This window comes from Bradyrhizobium canariense (assembly GCF_019402665.1).
Lineage (GTDB): Bacteria > Pseudomonadota > Alphaproteobacteria > Rhizobiales > Xanthobacteraceae > Bradyrhizobium > Bradyrhizobium canariense.
The window spans coordinates 95,286-120,709 of sequence record NZ_VSST01000016.1; the positions used below are offsets into that span (position 1 = coordinate 95,286).

Sequence of the window (25,424 nt, forward strand, 5' to 3'; positions counted from 1 at the left end):
AATGCACAACTTGGTGTCGGCCCTTCAGGTCGTCTTCGGCTGACAGAACGAGCGCGCCTTGTCGGTCCACGCGCCGAAGCCGCTCGAGACGAGATGCGCGACGATGTGGCAGACGTAGCGCTTCTGTGCCGGCTGGTTGTTGGGGCCTGCATTGTAGCGGGCGACAGCCATGGTCCAGCTGCCCTCGCGCTGCTTCAACTCCTTCAGGAAGCGCGCGGCGTAGTCGACATTCCCTGCGGGATCGAACATCGCCCGCACCGAGGCGAACTTGTCGCCGTGATAGTAATGGTTGATCTGCATGCAGCCGAGGTCGATCAGCTTGATCCCCTTGGCTCGCATGGCTTCAAAGTTGGCGATCGCGTCGTTCATGTCCTTGGCGAATACGGTCTGTCCTTCGGCGCCGAGCGCGTAAGGATAAAGTGCGCCGCGCCGCCCGGTCTCGGTCAAGCCGACCGCGTAGAGAATGCCGAGCGGGATTCCGTGCTGCTGGGACGCACGCGCCATCTCGCGCTCGCACGGGCGCGAATTGTCGGTTGCTGCAGCCGCAGCGCCGGCGTTACAGATAAACAGGGCCGCGACGAGTCTGCGGCGCCACGTCTTGGTCATGACGCGTCTCCTGGTTGGACTGGCGCTCCTGTCGGGCCTGCTTCGCGCCGCCGTCCGCTTGTCCCGACGAATTACTCGTACCGTCGAACGTGCCTTGCGACTGCGACGAGGGCTGTTGCTGGCCCGAAAGCTGCGGCTGCGACTGGCCGGAGCCGCTCTGGAAACCATCCAGCGAGCCGTGCTGGACGGGTGCAACATCGGCGACGTAGCCCGCCGACTGCATCAGGTCGCGGATCGAATCGCGCTGCTGGTCCAGCATCTGGCTCGTGTCCTTGCGCTCGGCGGCGAGGTGGACGGACACTTCGTTGCCGACGAGACGAAGGCGCACGGTGACATTGCCGAGCGCGGCCGGCTCGAGATTGATGGTCAGGATCTTGAGCGGCTGATCCGGCGCATTGGCTTGGGACGTGGTAAGATCTGGAGCTGCGGACGCCGTCGGTACCGGAGCTTCCTTCAGCTCGGCGACGACAGCGTTGGCAACCTGCTGCGGAGCGTTGAACTGCGCCGGCGGCAGATGGGTCTCCTGCTGAACCACGGTGACCTTGGTCGTTCCGGGCAATGCATCCCGCGCCGAAGCCTTGGCGGCACGCTCGACATTGGCCGCGACGGCCTCAAAGCCGGGTGCCGTTGCCGTCGGCGGCACACTGCTTTCCGGCGATGACGCCTGGTCGGTAACTCCGGCGTGCGAAGTCGCGGCCTGCGAATGCGCGGCGGCTGGAGCCACCGGAGATGGGAGCTCGGCTGTCGCCTTCGACGTGCCCATGGCCTGAACGTCGCGCTTCGTCGTGGCAGACCGCTCGTCGCGCCCGGACGCACCCTTCTTGTCGCCGGCCGGTGCTTGCATCTGCGGCATCACGACCTGCGGCCCGGCGACGCTCTCCTGCCCGATGATCCCGGCAATGCTCGATCGGCCCTGGACGTCGGTGTGCTCGGTATGATCGAGAAGTCCATGTTTCCCGGAGGGTTTGTCGACCTTTTTGTCGGAAGATTTCTCGGTGAGATTCTCGCTGGATCCGGGCTCTTCCTCGTCGCTCGCGTTGTCCTTCCCGCTCTGGTGCGCCAGGCGCGTCCGCAGCGTTCCGGCTTTGACGGCCGTGTCGCTGCCCCCGTCGTTGAGCGCCCGCTTCGCGAGATTCGAGACGGTGTGCAGCAGATCGTTGAAGGACGAGTCCGCCGGCGCTTTCGCCCCGGCGCTCTTGCCGGAGCGCGATGTGCCCCGCATGTTGAGGCTTTCGGCGAGACCCGAAAAGACCTGTCCGGAGGTTCCACTGAGCTTCGTCATGGACGGCGATCCCTGGTGAGGAGTTCGAGCTCGCCGAGCTGCTTCTGCGCGCGAGCAAGCGTTGCGGTCGACGACGCGAGGTCGAGACGCGCCGGCGTGACCGGAGGCTTGTCGGCTGCGGCGGCGGATCCGCCAGCGAACGGCTTGCGAACGTCGAGTGCGAGCTGCACCGTTGCATTGAGAAAGGGAATGTCGCGCTCCGGCAGCTTCGACCGGTCGAGCGCCTTCAACTCGGCGAAACCGCCGTCATATTCGTCGGTGAGCGCCCGCGACACGCCGCGAAACAAATGCGCCCGCTCGCGCTCCGCCGAGGCATCGGCGCTGAGTGCCAGCGCGCGTTCGCCGGCAAGCCGGGTCACGGCCAGCCCTCCGCGCACCATCGCGGTGCGCGCGATCACGAGATAGAGCTTGAGGCGGCTCGCGCGGTCGATCTGCTCCAGCAAAGTGCTGATCCGCGCAAACCGACGCTCGTCGAGCGCGAGGCTCGACTGCGTCAGACCCGTGGAAAAACGCTGCCAGAAGTCCCCCGCATAGACCGAGTTGTGGTAGTGCCGGATATAAGCCAGCGCCAGGAACTCGAACTTGTCGAAATCCTCGGCTTGCCCGACCAGCAAGATCTCTCGCCGCAGGGCTGCCTCCTCCACCAATGTGCCCGGCAAGAGCAGGCGCGCGTCATCCAGACGCTCGATTGCAAGCGATGCCTCGGCGCGTGCGAACAGCGCGCCCTGGACCAGCGCGAGCTGTCCGCCCAGGCCCGACGGAATCGTCCGCGGCTTGACGTCCTTGAGCAGTTCGCGCGCTTCGTCCTGACGACCCTCGACATAGGCAAGCGCGCCATCGAACAGCCGTCCATCGACGTTCAGCTTGTCTCGCGGCAGCTTGCGGATGATTTGCGGTGCGCCGCCGCTGAGCAGATAGATGACGGCGGCCTGGCCGTTCTGCGAATTACTCCACACGCCCGGATCGGCGGCGAGAAATTTTTCGCCGATCTGCCGGATCAATGCGCCGTGGCTACCGTGTGCCGCACTATCGCCGTTGGCGATGCCGTCCTGCACGGTCTGCAACGCCCGAACGAGCTCATACGGCTCGCTCGATGTCGATGCCGCCGGGGCTGGCGTCGGTGCCGGCTCGGCGAATGCGCCTGCCGCCGTGAACGGCAGCAGCATCAGCAGCGCGGCGCGGAGAAGAGGCCAGATCAAGGACGCTTCTCCCGGACCATGATCTCGATCCGGCGATTCTGCGCAGCCGCGGGATCGTTTTGAAGCTTCGGCCGCCGATCGGCATAACCCTCGACATGCTCGATGCGCTGCGCATCGACGCCGGAGCGGACCAGCATGTAATAGGCCATCTGCGCACGGGCCGTCGACAGCCGCCAGTTGTCGTAGGTCTCCGAACGGTACGGCCGATTGTCGGTGTGGCCGCGGACGATGATCACGCCGGGACGCTTTGTCAGCAGCGGGCCGATTTTGTCGATCACACGGATGAGTTCGGGCCGCGGCTCAGCCGAGCCGACCGCGAACATGCCGAAGTTCGCATCGTCGGTTAGGCTGATCAGCAGGCCTTCCTCGACCTGACGCACCTCGGCCACCGGTCCCGCGCCGGCCTTGACGTCCGACAGCGCATCCGCGATCGCCGACTGAAGCTGTTTGACCGTTAATTGCTGGGCCTGAACCGCGTCGCGCGGCTCGGATTCCTTCGTCGCATCGTTGGGACGCGGCTGCGCGGCGGCATTGGCTTGATTACCAGCTTGGGCACCCGGCTGCGCGCTCCCTTCGCGTGAGAACAGCGACGACGCGGGCCCCGGCGGCAGCAGAGGCGACAGGCTTCCGGACGACGCGTCGCCGTTCGGAGCCACGCTTCCGCCGGCATCGTCCTGCCTGGCTCGGCGTGCCTGCGGCTCGCCCTGGCCTGTCCCGGACGCAGTGTCGCGCGTGGACGCATTCGACTTGAACTCGGGCTCTGGCTTGGGCTTGGGTTCGCCCTCGATGATGCGATCGGCATCCTTGGTCGCCTGCGGCGCAAGCTTCCAATAGCCGGGATCGAACGGATCTCGGTAGGCGTCGCCTCCCTTGAGGCCATCCTCTTCGGCGGACGTCAGGGCGCCGGCGCGCCGCTGGCCCGAGGCCTGGTTCGCACTGCTGGCGATCTCGGCGAGCGTCGTATAGGGATCGCGGAACAGGACCTTCTCCTCGTAGAAGGGCGGCTTCTCGGCCGTCGGAGAGTCACCGCGACGTTCCTCGCTCGGTCCTCCCGGCTGGCGCCTGCCGTCCTGGCCGTCGAACGACGACGGCTCCTTCTTGGAGAGATCCTTGAGTCCCTTCGGGGCAGGTGCGTTCTCCGCGAGCTTGATCGGATTGAAATAGCTCGCGACCACCTGCTTCTGATCCTGGTTGAGTGCATTGATCAGCCACATCACCAGGAAGAACGCCATCATCGCTGTCATGAAGTCCGCATAGGCGATCTTCCAGACGCCGCCGTGCGGTTTCTCGTCGTCGAAGGCGCTCCGCCGGCGGATGATGACGAGTTCTGACTTGACCTCATTCATGACGGACTACCGGCGCGCCTCTTTCAGGCGCTCGCTCCAGGCTGTGATCTGCGTCTCGATCACGGTCTGGTCGGCCACGACGCGAACCTCGAAAGTATCGGCGGCCTCATACTCGATGCCGGTTCGCCGCGCCGTCCCGAGCTGCGTCCTCACCAGGTCGAGCAGTTCGCTCGGGCCGGTGACCTTGAAGACCGGCACCGGCGAATTGCCGGTCAGCGCCGCAATCTGCTCGACCAGCGACCCGATCGCCTTGTCGCGGACCGCATCGGCGAGGAACGGCAGCAATATCCGCGCAACGGAGCTCGCGATGTTGGTCTCGATTTCGCGGCAAGCCGTCTCGAAGCCGCTGACGACCGCCACCGCCTGCTGGTCGGACCACTTGGCCCGCTCTTCGCCGAGCCGGATCGCGCTGCGAACTCTTTCCTCGGCGATCCTGGACTCGCCCTCCGCGACGCCGGCCGCATGCCCGCGCCGAAAGGCATCATCCAGGAGATTGGCCGCCGGGGCTTCCGCCTTCGGCGCCGGAGGCGGCGACTGAAGCTGCGGCTGCGAATGGGTCTGGGGCTGCGGCTGAGGCTCGCGCCGGGCTTCCTTCGGCCTCGTCAGCACATCCTGGATTTTGGGCGGCGGTGGAGGCGGAGGCGATTTGACCCGCCCGTTCGCGTCGAACTGCGTCAGGAGCTTTCCGATTGCCGCGTTCATGCCGCCTCCTCGCGTCGCATCCAGTCTTTAAGGATCGCTGCCGCCTGCATCTGATCGAGACGGACGATCTGCTCCAACCGCTTCTGCGGCGTTCGTTGCATCTTGCCTTCGAGGTCTTCGACCAGGTTGAGCTCGCTCTCCTCGCTGTCTGCCAATGCAAGGGCGCCGGCGGCCGCCTCGAGCTGGGCAGCTTCCGCGGCCTCGGTCTGCTCCTGCGCCGCACGATGGGTCAAAATGCCGTTGACTGCAGGACGAAGTCCGAACCACACCAGCATCGAAGCGACGGCCAGGATCGTGACCGCGTTGATGACGCTGCCGAGCTGCTTGTTGATCATCTCGACGAAGCTGATGGGCGGCACCGGCGCCAGTTCGCGCGAGCCTTCGATGAAATCGACGGCCGTCACCTGGATCTGGTCGCCGCGCGCCTTGTCCAGCCCGCCGGCCGTGGCCGCGAGTTGGCTGATCTCGGCGAGCTTGCTGTCGACGATGGCCTGGTTGCTCTTGTCGCCGAGGTCGGCAATGAGCCGTCCGCGGTTCACCAGCACGGCAATGAACAGCTTCTTCACCGAATAGCCGTCGCTCACCGTCGTCGTGGTCTTGGACGAGACCTCGAAATTGGTGACGTCCTCGCGGCGAGTCTTGTCCTCGCTGGAATTCTTGGTGCCGCCGGCGTTCACCTGCTGGTCGGGAAGATTCTGCTGCACCGTGGTCGGCTGCGAACGATCCGCGTTCTGTGACTTCTCGTTCTCGCGGACATTCCGGACCGAGCGCTCGGCGCGGCTTTCGGGATCGTAGACGGTTTCGTTGATCTGCCGCTTGTCGGTGGAGAGCTGCGATGCAACGCTCACTTCGAAATTGTCGAGGCCAAGATACGGCGTCAGCGCCTTGCGGATGTTCTCCTGCACCATCCCGCCGACCGTCTTCTGCAGGCTCGCCATCTTGGTCGGAGCAGCAGTCGCCTCGTCCTCTTCGGCAAGCAGCATCGAACCGTCGGCGTCCAGCACCGTGACCTTGTCGCGAGTCATGCCCGGAATGGCCGCCGCGACGAGATGACGGATCGACTGCGCCGTGCGTGCCTCGATCGCGCCGTCGGTGCGCAGCACGACCGATGCCGAAGGCGGCTGCTGCGTCGCGCGGAACGACCCCCGCACCGGCATCACGATATGCACCCGCGCCGCCTTCACGCCCTTCATCAACTGCACCGTGCGGGCGATTTCGCCTTCCAGCGCCCGGAGCTTGGTGACCTCCTGCATGAACGAGGTCAAACCCAGCGACCCGATCTTGTCGAACAGCTCGTAGCCGGAATTTGCGCTGGTCGGCAGCCCCTTCTCGGCGAGCAGCATCCGCGCTTGCATGGTCTGGCTCGGACGCACCGAGACCGCGTCGCCGGCGGTGTTGACGTCGAAGGTAATGTTTTGCTCGCGCAGCGCGGCACCCATGCGCGTCACGTCTTCGCGGGAAAGGCCCGTATAGAGCGTTTCGAATTCAGGCCGGCTCAGATAATAGGCGCCGCCCACGACGGTGACGAGAACGGCGAAACCGATCAATCCCAGGGCCATCAGGCGTCGCGGCCCAAGCTCCAGCAGATTGTTGAGCAGTTGCTGTATCTGCGCACGACTGAACAGCATGTGACCTCATACCAATGCGAACGTAGAGGACACTCTGCTGCCAACCTTGTCTGAAGGTTGCGCGAGACCACGAATGTGTCGGTTCGCAGGCGAGGCGTTGCAATTTTACAAGAGACTGAGTGACGCAATCGCGCGCGTCGGCAACAAGCGGACGTCCGGTCGCATCGCGGTGCGATCGGCGACGGCGTGTTGCCTGGAAGGTGGCGTCAGGAGGTCGATGTGAGCACGTCGTGTGCCGTCAGATCCGCCGTTCATGGCGGAGACCGTGCTCCCTGAGGAGCACGGTCGTTTTCGAAGCCGCGGCCTAGCGGAACAGCGACAGGATGCTCTGGCTGTTCTGGTTCGCGATCGAGAGCGCCTGAACGCCGAGCTGCTGCTGGGTCTGGAGCGCCTGAAGCCGGGTCGATTCCGCGTTCATGTCGGCGTCGACGAGCTGGCCGACACCGCGGTCCACGGAGTCCATCAGGGTCTTGACGAACTCAGTGTTGGTCGCGAGGCGGTTCTTGACGGCACCGAGATTGGCGGCGGCCGAGGCCACCGAGTTGATGCCGGCGGTGACCTGCGCGATGTAGCCGTCGAGCGTGGTCTGGTCAGCTGCCGAGTCGGTCAGCACGGAGATGCTCATCGTGTCGATCGACGGAGAGGTCGAACCGGCCGTGTCCAGAATGCCGCCCTGCGCCGAGGTGTAGAGCGAGTAGTTGGCGGTCGTCACGGTGATGGAGCCGATGGTGGGCGTACCGCCGACGCGCGAGTACGACGACACCAGGTTGAAGGTCGTCGGCGTCGTGGCGGTCGTGCTCAGCCAGTTGATGCCGTTGAAGGTCGCCGAGTTGGCCTTGAGCTTCATATCCTGCTGGATCTGGGTGATGTCAGCCTGGATCTTGGTGCGGTCGATACCAGCGGTCTTGGCTTCGACCAGCAGCGCCTGGAGCTTGGTCAGGCCGGAGTCCTTGTCGCCGATGACCGAGGTCAGAGCAGTATATTCGGTGTCGACGGTCGCAGCCGACAGACCGAGCGAGTCGGAAACCGCGGAAAGCGCGGCGTTGTCGGAGCGCATCGACGTCGCGATCGACCAATAGGCGGCGTTGTCTGAGGCGGTCGAAACACGCATACCGGTTGAGATCCGGTTCTGCGTCGTCGCGAGCTGCGAGCTGACGTTGCGAAGGGTCTGCAGCGCGGTCATTGCAGACGAGTTGGTGAGGAGGCTAGAACCCATTTTGATGTCCCTTTGGAGATTGGATTGAGTTGGGGACATACCGGACTTGCACCGGTACGGCAGGGCGGCGTCATGCCTTTGGGCTGCGCAAAAGCGTCAAGGCCCAACCTGTCGTAACGGCGACGATAGCCCGCGAAGCTTGTGCGGGGCTTGTGGCCCTGTGTCTTGACCGCAACAGGGCAGCCGAAATTACGGCGCGCGACGTCACGGCCAAGCGAAAGGGCCGCGCTTCGCGAGAAGCGCGGCCCTCCCCGGATGGTTCGAGGTTTAGCGGAACAGCGACAGGATGCTCTGGCTGCTGTTATTGGCGATCGAGAGCGCCTGCACGCCAAGCTGCTGCTGGACCTGGAGGGCCGACAGCCGGGTGGACTCCTGGTTCATGTCGGCGTCGACGAGCTGGCCGATACCGCGGTCCACCGAGTCCATCAGCGACTTCACGAAGTCCGTGTTGGTCGAGAGGCGGTTCTTGACGGCACCGAGATTGGCGGCGGCCGAGGCAACCGAGTTGATGCCAGCGGTGACCTGCGCGATGTAGCCATCGAGCGTGGTCTGGTCAGCTGCCGAGTCGGTCAGTGCGGAGATGCTCATCGTGTCGATCGACGGAGCGGTCGAACCAGCCGTGTCCAGAATGCCGCCCTGCGCCGAGGTGTAGAGCGAGTAGTTGGCGGTCGTCACGGTGATGGAGCCGATGGTGGGCGTGCCGCCGATACGCGAATACGATGACACGAGGCTGAAGGTCGTCGGCGTCGTGGCGGTCGTGCTCAGCCAGTTGATGCCATTGAAGGTCGCCGCACTGGCTGTCGCCTTCATCTGCTGCTGGATCTGGGTGACGTCGGCCTGGATCTTGCTGCGGTCGATACCGGCGGTCTTGGCTTCGACCAGCAGGGACTGGAGCTTGGTCAGCCCGGAGTCCTTGTCGCCGATGACCGTGGTCAGAGCGGTATATTCGGTGTCGACGGTCGCGGCCGACAGACCAAGCGAGTCGGAGACCGCCGAGAGCGCGGCGTTGTCGGCGCGCATAGACGTCGCGATCGACCAATAGGCAGCGTTGTCCGAGGCGGTCGAGACGCGCTGGCCGGTGGAGATGCGGGTCTGCGTGGTGGAGAGCTGCGAGCTCACAGACCGCAAGGTCTGGAGTGCGGTCATGGCGGTCGAGTTCGTAAGCAGGCTTGACATTGCGAATGTCCCTTTATGTACGCGTTACATTTTCACGAGGGGACATACCGGGCTTTCACCGGTACGGAGGGGCGGCATCATGCCTTTGGACTGATATGGGTGGGGTCCAACCCGCCGTGCCGCATTGCTAACACGCCGAATCTTGCGCGCAGATTAAGATCGGCTTGAATTACGCTGTAAAATCAGATGGTTAACAGTACCTATTGCTAACCATAGTCCGGTACTTCTCGCTAACCATAACCATCCGGCTGGCGCTCGTTGCCGCTACGAGAACGACCGCACCAGCCCGGAGGCGAGCAGGTTCCAGCCGTCGATCAGCACGAAGAACAGCATCTTGAACGGAAGTGCGAGGATCGTCGGCGGCATCATCATCATGCCCATCGACATGGTCAGCGTCGCCACGATCATGTCGATGACGAGGAACGGCAGGATAATGAGGAATCCGATTTCGAACGAGCGCCTGAGCTCGGAAATCATGAAGGCCGGAATGATGACGCGCATGTCGACGCGCTTGTCGTCGAACTTCCTGCGGAAGCTCTCCGCGGCCAGCGATTCGAACGTCTGCAGATCCTTGTCGCGAACATGGGCCAGCATGAATTCGCGGAACGGATCGGTGATCTTCAGATAGGCCTCTTCCTCCGATATCTCGTTCTTCATCAGCGGCTGGATGCCGGTTTCCCAGGCGCGGTCGAAGGTCGGCGCCATCACGTAGAAGGTCATGAACAGCGCGAGGCTGATCAGCACCAGATTTGCCGGCGTGGTCTGGAGGCCGAGACCGGCCCGCAGGAACGACAGCGCCACCGCAAATCGCGTGAAGCTCGTCACCATGATGAGCAGTCCCGGCGCCACGGACAGCACCGTGATCACCGCCATCAGCTGGATGATCCGGCCGCTGGTCGAGCCGTTGCCCGGGGGCAGCAGCGAATTGAGGTCCGGAATCTGGGCCAGTGCCACTTCGGGCAGCACGACCAGGAGCAACGCAAGCAGCAGGACTCTCAGTTTCACTGAATCACCAACGTCTCAATGATCAATTCGCGGATCTTGCCCGAGGAGCGGATATTGGCGCGTTCGGTCAGGTCGTCGCGCAGGTGCTGAAGCCCGCGCGATCCCTCGAACTGCGCCACCGTCGCCGACCGCAGATAGGTGACGATGTCCTCGCTGACATGGGCCGCCAGGATGCCGGCATCCTCGTCGCTCATGCTCTCGGTCACCATGGAGGCTTCGATGCGGGCCCAGTTGTTGGCCGGCGCGCCAAGATTAGTCACGATCGGGGACAGCTTCCTGAGCCGCGCGCTGCCGGCGTAGCTCGAGGCAAGAGGCGGCGGCGTGGCGGTTTTCTTCGCATCGGCGACGCGCTCGGCGGCCGCAAACAGATGCAGGCCGGCAAGCGCGCCCGCACCGATCGCGATCAGGGTCAACACCAGGATGGCTGCAATCAGGCGCATGACGTCCCCTGCCCCCGCGACGCGGCCCGACGGTCGCGCATCTCAGAACGGTGCCACGGCGTCATAGATCCGGTGTCCCCATCCAGGCTGCTGCACGTCAGAGAGATTTCCGCGACCGCCATAGGCCACGCGTGCCTCGGCGATCTTCTCGTAGGAGATCGTGTTGGTTCTCGAGATATCACGTGGACGCACGATGCCGCCGACGTTGAGCACGCGCATTTCCGTGTTGACCTTGAATTCCTGCGAGCCGCTGATCATCATATTGCCGTTCGGCAGCACGTCGGTGACGATGGCCGCGATCGACAGCTTGATATCCTCTGTGCGGTCGATCTGGCCGTTGCCCTTGATCTGGGTGTTGGTGTTGAGGTTGGCGCTCGTCGAGCCCTTGTCTTGCCATCCCGCAACGTCCATCAGCCAGTCGAGCCCGAACTTGATCTGCGAATCTCGCGAGCGGCCGGTCTTGTTGTCCAGCTTGGCCTTGTCCTGCATCGAGATGATCACCGTCACGACGTCGCCAACGCGCCGGGCGCGGGGATCGCGGTAGAGGTCGGTGCCATCGTCCCAGGTCGAGCGATAGCTGACGGGCGAGTGCATACGGGGCGTCACGGGAATCGGATCGGCCTGCGTCCTCAGCCCGCTCCCGACCGGCGACAATCGCGGGCCAGTCAGGACCTCGGCCGGATCAGTGACGCATCCGGCAAGCGAGAACAGCGACAGGATGAGGATCAGGTTCTTCATCTATTTGGTCTTTCCGTCATCCACGCGACGCATTCCGCCGAGCAGATCGGCGAGGTGCGCCGCGCGCCCCGTCTCCATCTCGTTGAAGATTGCGCTCGAGCTCCTCGGGCTGAGCTTTGCGAGCACGGCCGCAGCCGTCTCGTCTGCCATTCCGGCGATCTGGGTTGCGGCGGCATCCGGCTTCATGCGCGAGTAGATCTCGACGACGCTCGCTTCGGCCTTCTTCAGGAAGTCGTCGCGCAATGCCATCCACTTCTCATATTCCGCGCGCTTGGCCTCGACCTCGGCGATCCGCTCGCGAAGCTGGTTCTCGGCCTTTTCCAGCTCCTTGAGCTGCCAAGCCAGCCTTGCATCGACGGCGGGGTCGGCGACATTGCTGCAGAACAGCGCGACTTCGTTGTCCGCGGTTGCAGCGGCCTGGGGCGGTACCGGCTTCGGCGGTGCCGTGACGCTGCCGGGCTTGGCCGGTCGCGGCGCGGCTGTGGCTGCCGGCGCGGGCTTCTCGGAGGCCGGCACGGCACCCGTGGTCGCGGGTCCCGAATCTTCGGCTGCCCACGCCGTCGCTCGCATCGATGCATTGTCGCTCGGGAGCGACGAGATCGGCTTCTGCGGGCCAGGCGCGCGGGCGCGTGCGAAGGACAGCAGGTTGAGCGGCTTCGACGGCTTGGCCTCATCCAGCGCCAGAACGGGCGAAGCGCTCGCGAGCGCGGAGGCCGCGACCAAGAGGAGGAGTTTGGCTTTATGATCCAGCTTCAACATCGGCCCGCGTACGATTCTCGGTCGAGAGAGCATTGAGCGACCAAGCTTGCACGGCGCTTACGCGTCATTGCACGATGACATCCGCCTGGAGGGCGCCGGCCGTCTTGATCGCCTGGAGGATCGCGATGATGCCGGATGGTTTCAGGCCGATCTGGTTCAGGCCGCGCACCAGGCGCTGGAGATCGACGCCGCTCAGGATCGCCACCTGCGATCCGGCTTCGTTGGCCTCGACCACGGTCTGGGGCACGACCACCGTCTGCCCTTTCGAGAAGGGCGCCGGTTGCGACACCACGGGAAGCTCGGTGACGCGGACCGTCAGATTGCCGTGCGTCACGGCAACGGTCGATATCCGTACGTCGCGTCCGATCACCACGGTGCCGGTACGTTCGTTGATTACGACCCGCGCCGGCGTGTCCGGCTCTACGGTCAGCTCGCCGATTTCGGCGAGGAAGCGGACCGGTCCGATATGGCGCGGCTTCGACAGCACGATGGTGCGGTAGTCGCGCTCGAAGGCGATCTGCGCGCGGTAGCGTCCGCCCGCGTAGCGATTGATGGCGTCGAGGATTCGCGTTGCGGTGACGAAGTCGGGGTTCTTGAGCTCCAGCACAAGATACTCCATTTCGTGGAGGCTACCCTGCACCTCGCGCTCGACCAGCGCGCCGTTCGGAATGCGGCCCGCGGTCGGCGTGCCCTGGCTGACGTTCTGGGCCTGGCCACCGACGCTGTAACCGGCGACCGTGACCGCGCCTTGCGCCACTGCATAGACCGCGCCGTCCGCCGCGCGCAGCGACGTCATCACCAGGGTGCCGCCGAGCAGCGAGGTCGCATCGCCGAGCGACGACACGGTCACGTCCATGCGCTCGCCCGCACCGATCGAGGGCTGCAGGTCCGCGGTCACCATCACGGCCGCGACATTGCGCGTGCGCAGCGTCGTCGGACGCGGCGGATTGTTGGTGCTCGTGGTCTCGTTCCGGACATTGATGCCCATGTTCTCGAGCATCGATTGCAGGGACTGCTCCGTGAACGGCGCATTGCGGAGCGTGTCGCCGGTGCCGTTCAGGCCGATGACGAGGCCGTAGCCGACGATCTGGTTTTCGCGCAATCCCTTGATGTCCGCGATGTCCTTGATGCGGACGGCGGCCTGGGCGCTGGCGGCGGAAACGAGCAGGACGAGCGCAAGCAGGACTCTGGTCATGACCCGTCCACGACCTTGACGGTGCCGTCCGGCTGGACGACGGCCCTGATGATCACACCGGTGTCGGTGTTTCGTATCGGGATCAGCGCGCCGGGCGCACCCGACTGCATCGCTGCGCCGTAGGTCACGATCGACAGGCCGCTGTCTTCGACCACGACCTTGACCATCGCGCCGCGGGCGACCGTCCAGGGATCCTCCACCGAGTTGGTCGGGATCGGCTGGCCGGGGAGCAGCGCGCGACGCGCCATACGGCCGACCAGGACCTGGCGTCCTTCGATGAACATGGCCACGCCGAGCACGTTCGGCGCGAAGGCGCGCTCGGTGATCATGTCGTCCCGGATCAGCTCGCCGGCGCGGATCGAGACGGCCGGCACGGGAAGCCGCTTCTCCTCGGCCGCGGCGGGACGCGCCGAGACGAGAACCAGCAGCACGGCGGCCAACCCGCGCATGATCGAGCCCATCCTGTTCAACATGGATACACCGGAACTAGCGCATGCCCTTCGAGACCGTCTGGGCCATTTCATCCGAGGCCTGGATGACCTTGGCATTCATTTCGTAGGCACGCTGGGCAGAGATCAACTCGGTGATTTCCTTGACCGGGTCGACGTTCGAGGCTTCGAGATATTGCTGGTTGATCTTGCCGTAGCCGGAATCGCCGGGCAGCCCGACGACCGGCGTGCCGGACGCCGTGGTTTCGCGATAGAGATTGCTGCCCAGCGGTTCGAGGCCGGCCTCGTTGGCGAAATTGGCGAGGTTGAGCTGGCCGATCTGCCTCGGGTTCACTTCCGTATCCAGCTTGGCAAACACCTGTCCGGTCTGGTTGACCGTGACCTGGACCGTTCCCTGCGGCACCGTGATGGCGGGATCCAGCAGATAGCCGTCGGTCGTGACGAGCTGGCTGTTGGCATTGGTGTTGAACGAGCCGGCACGGGTATACTGCACCTCGTTGTTCGGGCCGAGCACCTGAAACCAGCCGCGGCCGTTGATCGCCATGTCGTAGGGATTGCCGGTCTGCGTGAGCGCGCCCTGGATGTGCAGCTTGCGGATCGCCGCCGATTTGACGCCGAGCCCAAGATTGGCGCCTTCCGGAATCGGCGAGGAGCCGCTGGTGTTGGCAACGCCCTGCATGCGGTCCATCTGGTAGAACAGATCGGTGAACTCGGCACGCGCCCGCTTGTACGACGTCGAGTTGATGTTGGCGATGTTGTTCGCGATGACTTCGATGTTGGTCTGTTGGGCGTTCATGCCCGTGGCCGCGATAGCAAGCGATTTCACAGCGTCACTCCTTGATCAGATCGACATCCGAACGACTTCTTGATAGGCCTGCACGACCTTGTCGCGAACTGCGACCGCCGTCTGCAAGGCCTGCTCGGCCGACATCAGTGCCTCCACGACGCGCCGCGTCGATTCCTTGCCCTGCATCGCCGAGATCGAGGCCGCCTCGCCCGCCTTCAGCGTCCCGATCGCGTCCGTCGTCACCTGCTTCATGACCGATTCGAATCCGACGTCGCCGCCGGACTGGATCGCGGGCGTGGCCGCCGGCGAGATGGCCTGCGTCTCGGTCGCGCGGCTTGCCGCCTGCGCAGTTGAGATCGCAGTCGATGAAATCGCTTCAAGCATTGTCAGCTCCTCAGCAGGTCGATGGTCATGCCCAGCATCGACCTCACCTGTTTCACGACCTGGAGATTGGCTTCATAGGAGCGGTTGACTTCCCGCATGTCCGCCATCTCGATCATCATGTTGACGTTCGGCAGCTTGACGTAGCCGGCCTTGTCGGCAGCGGGATGCCCCGGCTCGTACTCCACGCGGTACGGCGTGGTGTCGACGCCGATTTCCTTGACCTTCGCCAGCTGCGCGCCCGAGGCGCGGTCCATCGCGGCATCGAAGGTGATCGTCTTGCGTTGATAGGGATCGGCGCCGGCGGCACGCCCCGTCGACGTCGCGTTGGCGAGGTTCTCCGAGACGATGCGCATGCGCGTCGACTGCGCTTCGAGCCCGGAGCTCGCGACCGTCAACGAGGATTGCAGTGAGTCCAGCATGTCAGTTCACCTCAGGTCTTCGCGCTCGACAGCAGCATGCGGTGAAACGACCGCACGATAGCCGAGTTCATCGAGTAGTCGCGACTGACGTCGCTGCCCTTGATCATTTCCTGCTCGAGACTGACGGAATTGCCGGAGTGAACCACGTCCCAGCTGTCCTTCTTCGCGGTCGCCCGCGTGTCGCTCTCGCCTGGGGAGAGCTGCAGGTGCGACGGCGACGTGGTCGCCAGTCTCACCGGCATGCCGTCGAGCACCTTGTTGAAGGGTTCGACGTCGCGCGCCTTGAAGCCCGGCGTGTTGGCGTTGGCGACGTTGGTGGCGATCGTCGATTGGCGGAGCTCGAGGTATCGCGCCTGCGACGATGCGAGTTCGAAGAGATAGAGCGGTCCCACGGCAGCACCATTCTGGTTCAGACGGTGTAACCTTAGGGTCGCAAGCTTTCGTCAGGCTGATGGAACAGACGCCGTCCTCGGAATTCTACTGGACCTTCTCGGACCGCGGCGTCTGCTTGGACTGCAGGAAGTAGATGATCTCGGCGACCGGCCGGAAGAACTCCGCCGGAATCACCTGGTCGACCTGAACCGCCTCGTAGAGCGCGCGCGCCAGCGCCTTGTTCTCGATCACCGGAATTCGGTTCTGCTCGGCGACTTCGCGGATCTTCAGCGCAATCACGTCCATGCCCTTCGCCACGACGATCGGGGCCGGATTTTCTTCGCGATTGTAGCGCAGCGCGATCGCGAAGTGCGTCGGGTTCGCGATCACCAACGTCGCGCGCGATGCGGAGGCGATCATGCGCTGGCGCGAGCGGTCGCGCGCCAGCGAGCGCAGGCGCGCCTTGATCAGCGGATCGCCTTCGGCCTGCTTGTGCTCGTCCTTGATCTCCTGCCGCGTCATGCGCAGCTCGCGCCGCCAGTGGAAGCGCGCCCAGGCGAGATCGACCGCGACCAGGACGATGGTCGCGATGCAGATCGCCGAGACGATTCGCATGGCGATATTGAGAATCATCTCCGGCAGCGCGACCGGATCAGTGTACATCGCCTCGAACGCCTTCGCTTCCGACGAGCGCAGAACGAACACGACGACGATAGTCACCGCGGCGAGCTTGAACAGCGACTTGGCGAACTCGACAAGGCCCTGCGATCCAAACAGCCGGCTCCAGCCGCTGAGCGGCGAGATTCGCGAAAGGTCCGGCGTGATGCGCTGGAGCACCAGGCTGGGAGCATTTTGCAACAGCGACGCTGCCAGCCCGAACACCGACAGAGTGACGACTAGCGGCACCAGGAATCGCAATGCCTGAAGGCCTACCACGGTAAGAAGATTGAGGGCGTCGGCCCCGGTGCTGAGAGGGAAACCGTCGGGATCATCGAGAAAGCCCGTCAGCATCGGCGTCAATTGCTGCACGCCCTGACCGATCAGAAACATCTGGATCACCATCAGCGCGGCCATCGAGGCGAAGATGGAAGCCTCCCGAGAGACCGGGATTTTGCCCTGTTCGAGCGCATCGCGGACTTTCTTCTCGGTCGGCTCTTCTGTCTTGCTCTCCTGATCGGTTGTTTCTGCCATGCCGGTTCAGCGGTCAGCGGAAGACCAGCTCATCCTCCTGCTCGGGGTTGAGCTCGATTTCGCCCTTTTCCGCGAGGTCGAGCGCGAGGTCGGTGATCACGCGCCGCGCCTCCAGCACATCGCGCTGGTTCGACGGTTCGCCAATGGCGAGTTCGTGCTCGACGACCCGGCGGACGCGCGAGGCGACCGAGGACAGGATCATCTCGCGGAAGTGCTTGTCGGTGCCCTTCAGCGCGATGACGATGCGATCGGTCGGCACCTGGTCGAAGATCATGGTGCGCGCCTTCGGCGTCAGGTTGGTCACGTCGTCGAAGGTGAAGAGCAGCTCCTTCAGCACTTCGGCCGACTTCGGCCGCTTCTCCGACAGGCTCTTGAGCATGTCCTCGATGTGTCCGCGCTCCATCTTGTTGATGATGTCGGCGACGCGGGCATAAGTGTCCGCGCCGAGGTTGCGGGCGAAGTTCAGCGTCAAATCCTCATGCAGCGTCTTCTCGAGGACCCTCAGGGCGTCGTCGACGATCGGCTTGAGGCTGAGCACGCGCCGCATCAGCTCGTTGCGCAGGCTCGACGGCAGCTGGCTCATGACCTTGGCGGCGCAGGACGGCTTGACCTTGGACAGGATGAGCGCCGCGGTCTGCGGATGCTCCTTGGACAGGTAGCTTGCCAGCGAGTTTTCCGACACCGACGAGACGCGGTCCCACACGGACCGGCTCGAATTGCCGAGCAGGTCCGACATGATGGCCGAGACCTGGTCGGCCGGAAGCACGTCGCCGAGCACGGCTTCCAGGCCGCCGAGGGTGCCGAGAATGTTGGCGCCCATCGAGAATTGCTGGGCGAACTCCTCGACGATCGCTTCGAGTTCCTGCGCCGTGATCGGCCGCAGCTCGGCCGCGGCCTTTGTAACGGTGCGGATATCCTGCGGCTCGAACTGCGCGAGCACGCTCGCGGCCGCCTGCCGGCCCATGGCGAGCAGGAGTGCCGCGACCTTCTCCGTCCCGCCCAGCGTGGCAACGCCTCGCTGCTTGATGGGAGCCATGCCGACCTGTGCCGCCATGGTCAGGTATCACCCTGTCCCAACGGCCCGACAATTTCGGTGAGCGAGACGCCGAAGCGGGAATTGTCTTCTTCGACCACGACCACCTCGCCGCGGGCGACGACGCGGCCGTTGACGACGACGTCGACGGGTTCGCCGACCCGATGGTCGAGCGGAACCACCGCGCCGCGGCCGAGCTTCATCAGATTTGCCACCGGAATGGTGGCCGATCCCAGCACCACCTGCATGGTCACGGGAATGCGCAGAATGGCATCGACATTGGCGAACTTGCCGGTCTCCTCCGCAGTGCGCGCGGCGATCTCCGCCAGCCGCTCCAGCGGAGATGTCTCGGTATGCCCCTCGTCGGACGCCGATGCTGACTCATAATCGAAGGATTGCGCCATCTGGTATCGCCTCTTGGTATTTCCACTCCCGGAGCGCCGCGACGTTCCGACCGTATTTATTCCGCCGGTTTCGGCTTCAATGCTTGTTCACGTCGGCGCCGCCCGCGGTCGCCGCGGATCCGAGCCCACTCCTCGCATCGAGCGCCGCGATCGCCTCGTGGGCCTGATCGATCTTCGTGCTCAGCACGTTGGCGAGCCGCCCGAGATTTGCGGTAGAATCATGCGCCGCGGTGATGACCGTGTCGAAGGTGCCCGCCGTCTCCTGGACGATCGTCGAGAACTCGCCCTGGTAGCTGCGCAGCCGCGCCAGCTCACGATGCATCCGGGTCACCCGCATGCTGGTGAAGGCGAGCGCGATCAGTAGCACGGCATCAACGAGATAGGATATCATCGACGAACTCCCGTTTCTGATCGACGGGATCTGCCACCTGCATGGCGTAATAGCCATCAAGCTGGCCGATCTGACACCAGAACAGCACCTGGTTGTTGCTCTCGAGCCGGGCCAGCGTGCGCGGCGTGGCTTCGAGCTCGAGCACCTGCCCGACCTGGAACTTCACGACGTCGCCGAGCGAAATCATCTTCTCGTCCAGCACGGCACTCAGCGTCACCTCGGTGCGGTGAACCTCGGTCTCCATCTGCTCGCGCCAGCGCGGATCGGCCGCGCGGCCGTCGCTGACGACGACGGTCGCAAGCTTCTGCCTGAGCGGGTTGAGCGCGGAGTGCGGAATGATGAGGAACATCTGACCGCCGCGGTAGAGCGCCTGCAGCATGATGTTCGCGCAGATCGACATGTTGCCGCTGCGCCCGATCGCCAGCGACGCCATGGCGGTCTCGACCCGCTCGACGCGGAAGGTGACGTTGGAGGTGCCGGCGAAAGCGGATTGCAGCGCCTTGGCGAACCGCTCGAACAGCGCCTGGACCAGGCGGATCTCGATGTTCGAGAAGCTGCGCTCGACGTCGAGCGGCGGTTCGGCGCCATCGGAGCCGAACATCGCCTCGACCATCGTGAACACGAAGTCGCGGTCGAGCATGATGATGATGCGGGAGTCCCACTGCTCGGCATATAGCACGGCCGCAACCGCGTTGGCCTCGTAGTCCTTGACGATGTCGCCGACACGGTCGTTGGTGATGCCGTTGACCGAGAAATAGCATGGCGTTCCAGCCATCGGCTGCAGGCTGTCCGTGCACGATGCCGCCATGCGATCGAAGATCACATTGAGCATCGGCATGCGCTCGATCGAGATGCCGGCGGCGTCCAGCAGATAGTTCGGCAGCGGCTTGCGCTGATCGACGTCGAGGGCTTCCATCATGATGCGCGCGCAGCCTTCGGTTCAACCTCGGTCACGACCGGCTTGGGCCCCGCGATCGTCTCGTTCTCGACGACGTCGATCGAGGGCCGCTCGGGGCTCGCGATCATCTTGCGGCCGTGCTCGACGGCGATCTGCGGCATGGCGCCGTTCATGAACGCCAGCAGCGTCTGCTTGACGATGATGTAGGGCCGGCAACGCTTTTCGCGCGTCATCTTCACCTTCATCGCGAAGGGCGAAATGATGCCGTAGGACAGGAAAATGCCGGCGAAAGTGCCGACGAGGGCGGCGCCGATGAAGCCGCCCAGCAGCTTCGGCGACTGGTCGAGTGCGCCCATGGCCTTGATGACGCCGAGCACCGCGGCGACGATGCCGAGCGCAGGCAGAGCTTCCGAGACCACCACCAGCGCGTGATAGGGCGCCAGCTTGCTCTTCACGATGGTGTGGATCTCCTCGTCCATCAGCGCTTCGATCTCGTGCGTTCGCGCATTACCCATGATGATGAGACGGACGTAATCGCAGATAAACTGGAGCAGCGACGGATCTCCGAGCACGCTCGGGAACGCCTTGAAGATCTCGGAGGACGCGGGATCGTCGATATGCGCCTCGACCTCGTTGCGGCCCTTGCCCCGCAGCTCCCGCATCAGCGCGTGCAGCGCGCCGAGCAGATCGAGATAGTAGCGCTGGCCGGGCACCGCCCCCGTCACTGCCTGCACGCAGGCAAGCCCGGTATCCGCGACCGTCTTCCAGGGATTGGCCATGATGAAGGTGCCGGCCGCGGTGCCCATGATGATCACGAACTCCCACGGCTGCATGAGCACGCCCAGATGCCCGCCCATGGCGGCGAATCCGCCCAGCAGTGCCGCTACCGTGATGACGATCCCCACGAAACTGCCCAACGCGCCGCTCCATCACCGATCCCATCGGGAATATCTAGTCGGCGAGCCTTGCGCGAGGCTGGCTTCCCCCTCGCCAGCCTCGCGCAAGCGATTCACGGCAGCTTGGGACGACGTCGCGAGAGCGGCCAGAGGGGCGCGGGTCATGCTATCCACCATCGCGGACTACACCAGACTGACCAAGGACATGGGCAAGTCGCTGACACAGGTCGCGACGCAGCCGGATGTCAGCCGCGATACCGATTACTTCCTCAGCCACATCGGCAACGTGAAGACCATCGACGACTTCCTGAAGGACTATCGCCTCTATTCCTACGCGATGAAGGCATATGGCCTCAGCGACATGACCTACGCCAAGGCGTTCATGCGCAAGGTGCTGACCGAGGGTATCGCCGACAACAAGACCTTCGCCAACAAGCTGACCGACACCCGCTATCGGCAATTCGCCGCCGCCTTCAATTTCGCCGCCCTCGGCGACAAGGCGACCCAAACCGCCGCGGCCACGACCGGCACCGCGACCCAATACGTCACGCAGACGATGGAGGAGAAGGCGGGCGACCAGAACGAGGGCCTGCGGCTGGCGCTCTATTTCACGCGCAAGGCCTCCACGATCACCAATTCCTACCAGATCCTCGCGGACAAGGCGATGACGCAAGTGGTCCAGACGGCGCTCGGGCTGCCATCGACGATCAGCTCGGCTGATATCGATGCCCAGGCCAAGATGATCACCAGCAAGATCAAGCTCACCGATTTCCAGGACCCGGCCAAGGTCACCAAATTCGTGCAGCGCTTCGCGGCGATGTGGGATGCGACCCAGGCCCAGAGCGACACCTCGACCAACCCGGCGCTGGTCCTGATCGGCGGCGCCGCACCGTCGATCAGCATGGATAGCAACGTGCTCACGACACTTCAGAACATCAAGTTCAACAGGTAAGTCATGCAATCGGCCCTCTATGTAGGATTGTCGGCGCAGGTCGCCCTCGAAAAGCGCCTCCAGACGATCGCCAACAACGTCGCCAACGTCAACACGGCGGCGTTCCGCACCGACGTGGTGAAGTTCGAGACGGTGCTGTCCAAGGCGGGCGCGAACCCGGTCGCCTTTTCCTCGCCCGGCGACAACATCATCTCGCGCGAGATGGGCAGCATCACCGAGAGCGGCAACCCGCTCGACGTCGCCGTGGTCGGACAGGGCTGGATCGCCTTCGCCGGTCCGAACGGCACGGTCTATACGCGCGACGGCCGCCTCCAGATCGCCGCCAACGGCGACCTTCAGACCGTGTCCGGCTTCCCGGTCATCGATTCCGGCGGCGCGCAGATCACCCTCGATCCGAACGGCGGACCGGTCTCGATCGCGCGCAGCGGCGCGATCACCCAGGACAACAACGAAATCGGCACCATCGGCCTGTTCAACATTCCCGCCGACGCCAATCTCGACCGCTACGGCAATTCGGGCGTCACGCCCAACCGGCCTGCGACAGCCATCGCCGACTTCTCCCGCGACGGCTTCAAGCAGGGCTATGTCGAGGGCTCCGGCGCCAATCCGATGATGGAATTGACGAAGCTGATCGCGGCCTCGCGCGCCTTCGACGGCACCAATTCGATGATCGAGGGCACCGAGAGCTCGCTCCAGAACGCAATCCGGACGCTGGGCGAACCCGGCAAATAGACTGCGCTCCGCGCGCAATGAGGTTGGACGGTTTCCTTGAACGCTCTTCGGCAACTTGAGTGGGCGCTGCTGGAGCTTCAGCAGAGCACTCCCCTGGCAAGCGTCAGCGGCGCGATCTCCGAGATCGCGTCGACACATTTCCGCGTCTCCGGCCTGTCGCGCTTCGTCAGGCTCGGCGAACTGATCGGCGTCAACTCCGGCGGCAAGCCCCAGATCGGCGAGGTGGTGCGGATCGACAGCGAAGGCATCATCGCCAAGCCGTTCGACCGGCAGTTCGCCGGCGGCCTCGGCTCGGTCGCCTACCGGATGCCCCCGTTGTCCTTCGCGCCAGATCCGAGCTGGAAGGGCCGCGTCATCAACGCGCTCGGAGCGCCGCTGGACGGACAGGGCCCTCTCACCCCCGGGTCGCGTCCGGTCTCGGCCGAGGCGGAGGCGCCTTCGGCCATGAAGCGCGCACGAGTCCACAAGCCGCTGCGCACCGGCGTACGCGTCATCGACCTGTTCGCCCCGATCTGCGCCGGCCAGCGCGTCGGCATCTTTGCCGGTTCCGGCGTCGGTAAATCGACGCTACTTGCGATGCTCGCCCGCAGTCAGGGCTTCGACACCGTCGTGCTGGCGCTGGTCGGCGAGCGCGGCCGCGAGGTGCGCGAGTTCATCGAGGACGTGCTGGGCGCCGATCGTCACCGCGCCGTCACGATCGTGTCGACGGGAGACGAGAGCCCGATGATGCGACGACTGGCGCCGAAGACGGCCATGGCGGTCGCCGAATATTTCCGCGACCGCGGCGAATCGGTCCTGCTCATGGTCGATTCGATCACCCGCTTCGCCCACGCCGCCCGTGAAGTTGCGCTCGCCGCCGGCGAGCCCGCGGTCGCACGCGGCTACGCACCCACCGTCTTCACCGATCTGCCGCGCCTTCTGGAGCGCGCCGGCCCCGGCGAGGAGGGGTCCGGGACGATCACCGGGATTTTCTCCGTGCTGGTGGACGGCGACGATCACAACGAGCCGATCGCCGATACCATCCGCAGCACACTCGATGGACACATCGTGCTCTCCAGGCACATCGCCGACCAGGCGCGCTACCCGGCGGTGGACGTTCTGGGTTCGGTCTCCCGCCTCGCCCATAACGTCTGGGATCCCGAAGAGCGCGAATTGGTGAGCAAGCTGCGCGCCATGATCGCCAAATACGAGGACACGCGCGACCTTCGCCTGATGGGCGGATACCAAACGGGACGTGATTCGGGGCTCGATCAGGCGGTCGACATGGTTCCGAGAATCTACGGCGCGATGAGGCAGGACGCCTCGGCTGCGCCAAGCGCCGATCCGTTTCGCGAACTGCGGGATATGCTCAAGGGCGACTAGCAAGTCTCAACTTGGGTCGGCCGCGAGGCGCCCGCGATCGCACCTTGCTCGTTGTTTTCGACAGGCGATTGCGCATGCCGCCACGCTTACAGCGCATGCGCCTGCGCGACCGTCTCCGGTTTCGGCCGTGATCTTCTCCACCGTTCGGGTGAGGTAGCCGCGCCGAATGCGACTCCATCCTCCGGCCCGGACAACCGCCGCGTGTACTTCCTGTGAGTTCCCTCGGACAATTCTTGGCAGAACGCACAAGTTGTGGATGACATGCCGAGGCACATCGTCGTCGTGCACAAGCTTCGATCAACTTGCATCAACGACTGCCAACAATGGGCCGTGCAATAAAACTGTCGCATAGTCGCGTGCATGTTGCTGGTGGGACAGCGTATTGCGTTCACCATCATGTGTCCCGAAGCGCGAGATTGTCTTGAACGTTACATTCGCCTGCGACGACATCCAGTCTCCGAGAGGGTCTCTACTTGATTTTGTTGAGAAGCTCATTCATCGTTTCGTCGAAGATAAGAAACGTCTGCGTGTGACTTGAACCTTAGGGGCTTCGGTTGAACTACTCCGATCCATCGTCTGCTGGCGACGGCTACTCGGGCTCCCGTGCGACGACGCCGCGAATGGCATACCATCAGCAACACCGCTTCCCGCGCCATAGCTTGCAATGCCCATCGGTCCGGGTCGGGCCCCGGGCAGTCCGTGCCTTCATGCGAGAGAAGAGCACGGTGCATGTATCGGACATTGCCGGTGCTGCAGCTTCTCGCGAACGGCTGGTGCGCAACGATCGAAGGCGGCTCCGGGGCGCCGCAAACGTTTTTCCCGGGGCAAGGTAGGAATTCATGCCATTGGCAAGAGAAGCCGTGGAGCTGCTGGTTCAGGCGGCGAGGGCTTGGTATTTCGAAGGCAATCAGCATGGGTTGCGCGATCGAGAATGGATGGCGCTGCGCTTCCTCGGCCGCGCCAACAGGTTTTCGCGCACGCCGTCCGCGCTGGCCGGCTTCATCGGCGCCACCAGGGCCACTGCATCGCAGATCGTGAAGACGCTGGAGGGCAAATCCTTCCTGGTGCGAAAGCCGTCGCACGAAGACAAGCGTTCTGTCGTGCTGCACGTCACTGCGCAGGGCGAGAAGTGCCTGAGCCAGCACGATCCGATCAATCACGTGCTGAACGCGGTCACCGCGCTCGGACCCGACGAGTGCGTCAGGCTGCGCGATTCGCTGCGCGAGATCCTCAATCACCTCGACGCGGCGCATCAGCGGCTCGATGCCAGCATCTGCCGAGACTGCATGTTTCTCGCCGAACGCGGGCCGGGTACCGGCAAGGGACGCGCAACGGCCGAATTCATGTGCCGGCTGTATCGCGCGCCGGTTTCGCTGGAGGAGACCGAACTGCTCTGCACCAGTTTCGAGCGCACCCGCGACCGTCCCAAGATCGAGGAGCACCTCGACCGCGCGCGCGTCGCGAACCAAGGGTAAGGCACGCGTTATTTCCGCGCGCGGATTCTGCGCTACTTGCGGAAGATTGCGCAGCGTTGGCGAGAACGAAATGTGGCGCACACTCCGTCAAACCGTCATTGCGAGCGCAGCGACGTGTCCGCCGAAGCTTTAGCGAAGGCGGAAGCATTCCAGAATCCCTCCGCGGCGGCAGACTGGATTGCTTCGCTGCGCTCGCAATGACGACGTATGAGGCGGCAGCTTCGTCCTCCCAGCACCACTGTCATTCCCACGAAAGCGGGGAATCCAGTGCGCCGCGGCTTCTCGGTTCAGTCATAAACTGTCTCGGAATACTGATCGCCCGGTCAAGCCGGGCGATGACAGGGAGTGTGTAGCCGCAGACACGGCTTCGCGTCCTCGCGGCGCGTT

28 protein-coding genes are annotated in these 25,424 nt (G+C 64.3%); 4 read left to right on the forward strand and 24 right to left on the reverse strand.

Translation table 11 applies throughout. The features are described 5' to 3' along the window. Positions 1 to 24: 24 nt before the first annotated feature. The 24 genes from FXB41_RS08605 to motA form a co-directional block, all read right to left on the reverse strand. On the reverse strand, positions 25 to 606 hold the full coding sequence (locus tag FXB41_RS08605) for a transglycosylase SLT domain-containing protein (protein ID WP_219681273.1): 582 nt from the start codon (positions 604 to 606) through the stop codon (positions 25 to 27). After that, positions 557 to 1,888, reverse strand: a complete 1,332-nt coding sequence (gene fliK / locus FXB41_RS08610; protein ID WP_219681275.1) for a flagellar hook-length control protein FliK — start codon at positions 1,886 to 1,888, stop codon at positions 557 to 559. Before fliK ends, FXB41_RS08605 begins: the two co-directional genes overlap by 50 nt. Next, on the reverse strand, positions 1,885 to 3,087 hold the full coding sequence (locus FXB41_RS08615; RefSeq protein WP_007595869.1) for a chemotaxis protein: 1,203 nt from the start codon (positions 3,085 to 3,087) through the stop codon (positions 1,885 to 1,887). Before FXB41_RS08615 ends, fliK begins: the two co-directional genes overlap by 4 nt. Further along, complete coding sequence (locus FXB41_RS08620) at positions 3,084 to 4,433, reverse strand: MotB family protein (protein ID WP_219681277.1); 1,350 nt, start codon at positions 4,431 to 4,433, stop codon at positions 3,084 to 3,086. The genes FXB41_RS08615 and FXB41_RS08620 overlap by 4 nt, the downstream gene beginning before the upstream one ends. Positions 4,434 to 4,439: 6 nt before the next feature. Then, positions 4,440 to 5,135 carry a hypothetical protein gene (locus tag FXB41_RS08625; protein ID WP_219681279.1) on the reverse strand — a complete coding sequence of 232 codons (696 nt, stop codon included), beginning with the start codon at positions 5,133 to 5,135 and terminating at the stop codon, positions 4,440 to 4,442. Next, positions 5,132 to 6,763: a flagellar basal-body MS-ring/collar protein FliF gene (fliF, locus tag FXB41_RS08630; protein ID WP_007595874.1), complete on the reverse strand. Its 1,632-nt coding sequence runs from the start codon at positions 6,761 to 6,763 to the stop codon at positions 5,132 to 5,134. The genes FXB41_RS08625 and fliF overlap by 4 nt, the downstream gene beginning before the upstream one ends. 304 nt (positions 6,764 to 7,067) lie before the next feature. Then, positions 7,068 to 7,979 (reverse strand): flagellin N-terminal helical domain-containing protein, encoded by a 912-nt coding sequence (locus tag FXB41_RS08635; RefSeq protein ID WP_007595875.1) that lies wholly within the window; start codon positions 7,977 to 7,979, stop codon positions 7,068 to 7,070. Between the two features lie 267 nt (positions 7,980 to 8,246). Continuing rightward, positions 8,247 to 9,155, reverse strand: coding sequence for a flagellin N-terminal helical domain-containing protein (locus FXB41_RS08640; protein ID WP_007595876.1), 909 nt, complete (start codon positions 9,153 to 9,155; stop codon positions 8,247 to 8,249). 264 nt (positions 9,156 to 9,419) lie between these two features. Beyond that, positions 9,420 to 10,160, reverse strand: coding sequence for a flagellar type III secretion system pore protein FliP (gene fliP / locus FXB41_RS08645; RefSeq protein ID WP_007595877.1), 741 nt, complete (start codon positions 10,158 to 10,160; stop codon positions 9,420 to 9,422). Beyond that, positions 10,157 to 10,600 carry a flagellar basal body-associated FliL family protein gene (locus FXB41_RS08650; RefSeq protein WP_007595878.1) on the reverse strand — a complete coding sequence of 148 codons (444 nt, stop codon included), beginning with the start codon at positions 10,598 to 10,600 and terminating at the stop codon, positions 10,157 to 10,159. Before FXB41_RS08650 ends, fliP begins: the two co-directional genes overlap by 4 nt. Positions 10,601 to 10,642: 42 nt before the next feature. Further along, a complete protein-coding gene (gene flgH, locus FXB41_RS08655) occupies positions 10,643 to 11,338 on the reverse strand; it encodes a flagellar basal body L-ring protein FlgH (RefSeq protein ID WP_219681280.1) in 696 nt (231 codons plus the stop codon). Next, the gene (locus FXB41_RS08660; protein WP_219681283.1) at positions 11,339 to 12,097 is read right to left on the reverse strand and encodes a MotE family protein; all 759 of its coding nucleotides are present in this window, start codon (positions 12,095 to 12,097) and stop codon (positions 11,339 to 11,341) included. A 64-nt stretch (positions 12,098 to 12,161) separates the two neighbouring features. Further along, on the reverse strand, positions 12,162 to 13,292 hold the full coding sequence (gene flgI / locus FXB41_RS08665) for a flagellar basal body P-ring protein FlgI (RefSeq protein ID WP_007595884.1): 1,131 nt from the start codon (positions 13,290 to 13,292) through the stop codon (positions 12,162 to 12,164). Continuing rightward, positions 13,289 to 13,765: a flagellar basal body P-ring formation chaperone FlgA gene (flgA, locus tag FXB41_RS08670; RefSeq protein ID WP_219681286.1), complete on the reverse strand. Its 477-nt coding sequence runs from the start codon at positions 13,763 to 13,765 to the stop codon at positions 13,289 to 13,291. The genes flgI and flgA overlap by 4 nt, the downstream gene beginning before the upstream one ends. A gap of 13 nt (positions 13,766 to 13,778) precedes the next feature. Beyond that, the gene (flgG, locus tag FXB41_RS08675) at positions 13,779 to 14,567 is read right to left on the reverse strand and encodes a flagellar basal-body rod protein FlgG (RefSeq protein WP_007595892.1); all 789 of its coding nucleotides are present in this window, start codon (positions 14,565 to 14,567) and stop codon (positions 13,779 to 13,781) included. Positions 14,568 to 14,582: 15 nt separating this feature from the next. Continuing rightward, positions 14,583 to 14,912 (reverse strand): flagellar hook-basal body complex protein FliE, encoded by a 330-nt coding sequence (fliE, locus tag FXB41_RS08680; RefSeq protein WP_219681287.1) that lies wholly within the window; start codon positions 14,910 to 14,912, stop codon positions 14,583 to 14,585. A 2-nt stretch (positions 14,913 to 14,914) separates the two neighbouring features. Beyond that, positions 14,915 to 15,331, reverse strand: coding sequence for a flagellar basal body rod protein FlgC (flgC, locus tag FXB41_RS08685; protein WP_007595894.1), 417 nt, complete (start codon positions 15,329 to 15,331; stop codon positions 14,915 to 14,917). A gap of 11 nt (positions 15,332 to 15,342) precedes the next feature. After that, positions 15,343 to 15,723 carry a flagellar basal body rod protein FlgB gene (gene flgB / locus FXB41_RS08690; protein ID WP_007595895.1) on the reverse strand — a complete coding sequence of 127 codons (381 nt, stop codon included), beginning with the start codon at positions 15,721 to 15,723 and terminating at the stop codon, positions 15,343 to 15,345. 85 nt (positions 15,724 to 15,808) lie between these two features. Next, a complete protein-coding gene (gene flhB, locus FXB41_RS08695; protein WP_007595896.1) occupies positions 15,809 to 16,894 on the reverse strand; it encodes a flagellar biosynthesis protein FlhB in 1,086 nt (361 codons plus the stop codon). A gap of 13 nt (positions 16,895 to 16,907) precedes the next feature. Beyond that, positions 16,908 to 17,948 (reverse strand): flagellar motor switch protein FliG, encoded by a 1,041-nt coding sequence (locus tag FXB41_RS08700; protein ID WP_007595897.1) that lies wholly within the window; start codon positions 17,946 to 17,948, stop codon positions 16,908 to 16,910. Between the two features lie 2 nt (positions 17,949 to 17,950). Next, positions 17,951 to 18,331, reverse strand: coding sequence for a flagellar motor switch protein FliN (gene fliN / locus FXB41_RS08705; protein WP_007595899.1), 381 nt, complete (start codon positions 18,329 to 18,331; stop codon positions 17,951 to 17,953). Between the two features lie 76 nt (positions 18,332 to 18,407). Continuing rightward, positions 18,408 to 18,722 carry a hypothetical protein gene (locus FXB41_RS08710; protein ID WP_219681289.1) on the reverse strand — a complete coding sequence of 105 codons (315 nt, stop codon included), beginning with the start codon at positions 18,720 to 18,722 and terminating at the stop codon, positions 18,408 to 18,410. Continuing rightward, positions 18,703 to 19,641 carry a flagellar motor switch protein FliM gene (locus tag FXB41_RS08715; RefSeq protein WP_007595903.1) on the reverse strand — a complete coding sequence of 313 codons (939 nt, stop codon included), beginning with the start codon at positions 19,639 to 19,641 and terminating at the stop codon, positions 18,703 to 18,705. Before FXB41_RS08715 ends, FXB41_RS08710 begins: the two co-directional genes overlap by 20 nt. Continuing rightward, entirely contained in the window at positions 19,638 to 20,537 is a 900-nt protein-coding gene (gene motA / locus FXB41_RS08720; protein ID WP_007595905.1) for a flagellar motor stator protein MotA, read from the reverse strand. Before motA ends, FXB41_RS08715 begins: the two co-directional genes overlap by 4 nt. 142 nt (positions 20,538 to 20,679) lie before the next feature. On the opposite strand from motA, the gene FXB41_RS08725 reads away from it, so the two are divergent. The 4 genes from FXB41_RS08725 to FXB41_RS08740 all read left to right on the forward strand — a co-directional run bounded on the left by FXB41_RS08725 (position 20,680) and on the right by FXB41_RS08740 (position 25,037). Next, on the forward strand, positions 20,680 to 21,468 hold the full coding sequence (locus FXB41_RS08725) for a DUF1217 domain-containing protein (RefSeq protein ID WP_219681291.1): 789 nt from the start codon (positions 20,680 to 20,682) through the stop codon (positions 21,466 to 21,468). 3 nt (positions 21,469 to 21,471) lie between these two features. After that, a complete protein-coding gene (flgF, locus tag FXB41_RS08730; protein ID WP_007595915.1) occupies positions 21,472 to 22,200 on the forward strand; it encodes a flagellar basal-body rod protein FlgF in 729 nt (242 codons plus the stop codon). Positions 22,201 to 22,236: 36 nt separating this feature from the next. Next, complete coding sequence (gene fliI, locus FXB41_RS08735; protein ID WP_007595917.1) at positions 22,237 to 23,562, forward strand: flagellar protein export ATPase FliI; 1,326 nt, start codon at positions 22,237 to 22,239, stop codon at positions 23,560 to 23,562. Positions 23,563 to 24,401: 839 nt separating this feature from the next. Beyond that, a complete protein-coding gene (locus FXB41_RS08740) occupies positions 24,402 to 25,037 on the forward strand; it encodes a MarR family winged helix-turn-helix transcriptional regulator (protein WP_007595918.1) in 636 nt (211 codons plus the stop codon). Positions 25,038 to 25,424: the final 387 nt, after the last annotated feature.

Excerpts from the sequence above, each read along its gene's own strand:
- FXB41_RS08605 (WP_219681273.1), bottom strand. The coding sequence starts at position 606 with ATGACCAAGACGTGGCGCCGCAGACTCGTCGCGGCCCTGTTTATCTGT.
- fliK (WP_219681275.1), bottom strand. The coding sequence starts at position 1,888 with ATGACGAAGCTCAGTGGAACCTCCGGACAGGTCTTTTCGGGTCTCGCC.
- FXB41_RS08620 (WP_219681277.1), bottom strand. The coding sequence starts at position 4,433 with ATGAATGAGGTCAAGTCAGAACTCGTCATCATCCGCCGGCGGAGCGCC.
- FXB41_RS08625 (WP_219681279.1), bottom strand. The coding sequence starts at position 5,135 with ATGAACGCGGCAATCGGAAAGCTCCTGACGCAGTTCGACGCGAACGGG.
- fliF (WP_007595874.1), bottom strand. The coding sequence starts at position 6,763 with ATGCTGTTCAGTCGTGCGCAGATACAGCAACTGCTCAACAATCTGCTG.
- FXB41_RS08635 (WP_007595875.1), bottom strand. The coding sequence starts at position 7,979 with ATGGGTTCTAGCCTCCTCACCAACTCGTCTGCAATGACCGCGCTGCAG.
- FXB41_RS08640 (WP_007595876.1), bottom strand. The coding sequence starts at position 9,155 with ATGTCAAGCCTGCTTACGAACTCGACCGCCATGACCGCACTCCAGACC.
- FXB41_RS08650 (WP_007595878.1), bottom strand. The coding sequence starts at position 10,600 with ATGCGCCTGATTGCAGCCATCCTGGTGTTGACCCTGATCGCGATCGGT.
- flgH (WP_219681280.1), bottom strand. The coding sequence starts at position 11,338 with ATGAAGAACCTGATCCTCATCCTGTCGCTGTTCTCGCTTGCCGGATGC.
- FXB41_RS08660 (WP_219681283.1), bottom strand. The coding sequence starts at position 12,097 with ATGTTGAAGCTGGATCATAAAGCCAAACTCCTCCTCTTGGTCGCGGCC.
- flgI (WP_007595884.1), bottom strand. The coding sequence starts at position 13,292 with ATGACCAGAGTCCTGCTTGCGCTCGTCCTGCTCGTTTCCGCCGCCAGC.
- flgA (WP_219681286.1), bottom strand. The coding sequence starts at position 13,765 with ATGTTGAACAGGATGGGCTCGATCATGCGCGGGTTGGCCGCCGTGCTG.
- fliE (WP_219681287.1), bottom strand. The coding sequence starts at position 14,912 with ATGCTTGAAGCGATTTCATCGACTGCGATCTCAACTGCGCAGGCGGCA.
- flgC (WP_007595894.1), bottom strand. The coding sequence starts at position 15,331 with ATGCTGGACTCACTGCAATCCTCGTTGACGGTCGCGAGCTCCGGGCTC.
- flhB (WP_007595896.1), bottom strand. The coding sequence starts at position 16,894 with ATGGCAGAAACAACCGATCAGGAGAGCAAGACAGAAGAGCCGACCGAG.
- FXB41_RS08700 (WP_007595897.1), bottom strand. The coding sequence starts at position 17,948 with ATGGCGGCACAGGTCGGCATGGCTCCCATCAAGCAGCGAGGCGTTGCC.
- fliN (WP_007595899.1), bottom strand. The coding sequence starts at position 18,331 with ATGGCGCAATCCTTCGATTATGAGTCAGCATCGGCGTCCGACGAGGGG.
- FXB41_RS08710 (WP_219681289.1), bottom strand. The coding sequence starts at position 18,722 with ATGATATCCTATCTCGTTGATGCCGTGCTACTGATCGCGCTCGCCTTC.
- FXB41_RS08715 (WP_007595903.1), bottom strand. The coding sequence starts at position 19,641 with ATGATGGAAGCCCTCGACGTCGATCAGCGCAAGCCGCTGCCGAACTAT.
- FXB41_RS08725 (WP_219681291.1), top strand. The coding sequence starts at position 20,680 with ATGCTATCCACCATCGCGGACTACACCAGACTGACCAAGGACATGGGC.
- flgF (WP_007595915.1), top strand. The coding sequence starts at position 21,472 with ATGCAATCGGCCCTCTATGTAGGATTGTCGGCGCAGGTCGCCCTCGAA.
- FXB41_RS08740 (WP_007595918.1), top strand. The coding sequence starts at position 24,402 with ATGCCATTGGCAAGAGAAGCCGTGGAGCTGCTGGTTCAGGCGGCGAGG.